We start from the raw sequence: 773 nt of genomic DNA, 5'->3' as shown, positions 1-773 counted from the left end.
GGTGCGCAGCCAGGTGGAGGCGATGAACGTTTTGGACGGCACGCAGTCGTCGAGCACCGCCGCGCCGCCGATGCCGTCGGAGTCGATCACCGTGACGCGGGTCGTGTCGGGGTGTGAGGTGGCGGCCACCAGCGCGGCCTCGTAGCCGGCCGGGCCGCCACCGAGGATCACGATGCGGGTCACCACAGCCCCCAACCTAACGAAGCGGCGGGGACCCCGCGAATGCTCGGGGGAAGACCGGCCAGCGTCGGACGTCTAAGCTTTCCCCGTGCCGCTCTACGCCGCGTACGGGTCCAACATGGATCCCGAGCAGATGCAGAAACGCGCGCCCCATTCGCCGATGGCCGGAACCGGCTGGCTGCACGGGTGGAGATTGACCTTCGGTGGCGAGGACATCGGCTGGGAGGGCGCGCTGGCCAGCGTCGTCGAGGACCCGGGGTCAAAGGTGTTCGTCGTCCTCTACGACATGACTCCGGCGGACGAGAACAACCTGGACCGCTGGGAGGGCTCGGAGTTCGGCGTGCACAAGAAGATCCGGTGCCGGGTGGAGCGGATCTCGTCGGACACCGACACTGACCCGGTGTTGGCGTGGCTGTACGTGCTGGACGCCTGGGAAGGCGGCATGCCGTCGGCCCGGTACCTGGGGGTGATGGCCGACGCCGCCGAAATCGCCGGAGCGCCAAGCGATTACGTACACTGGCTGCGCACCGAGTTGCGCCGGGCGCCGCGGCTGGGATTCGAGATCGACATCGACGACGCCAAGATCTCGCTGC

2 protein-coding genes are annotated in these 773 nt (G+C 68.6%); one reads left to right on the top strand and one right to left on the bottom strand.

Annotated features, from left to right (window positions below; genetic code table 11):
* The coding region (locus A9W96_RS00060; protein ID WP_197499349.1) for an FAD-dependent oxidoreductase at positions 1-186 on the bottom strand (186 nt) is incomplete at its 3' end.
* Between the two features lie 82 nt (positions 187-268).
* Between A9W96_RS00060 and A9W96_RS00055 the strand changes: the two genes are divergently transcribed.
* Positions 269-773 (top strand): gamma-glutamylcyclotransferase (locus A9W96_RS00055; RefSeq protein ID WP_369830806.1); only part of this gene is annotated, 505 nt, incomplete at its 3' end.

This window comes from Mycobacterium sp. 1245852.3, from assembly GCF_001669335.1.
Taxonomy (GTDB): domain Bacteria; phylum Actinomycetota; class Actinomycetes; order Mycobacteriales; family Mycobacteriaceae; genus Mycobacterium; species Mycobacterium europaeum_A.
Note: the sequence above shows the minus strand (reverse complement) of the source record. Positions and strands in the feature narration are given on the sequence as shown.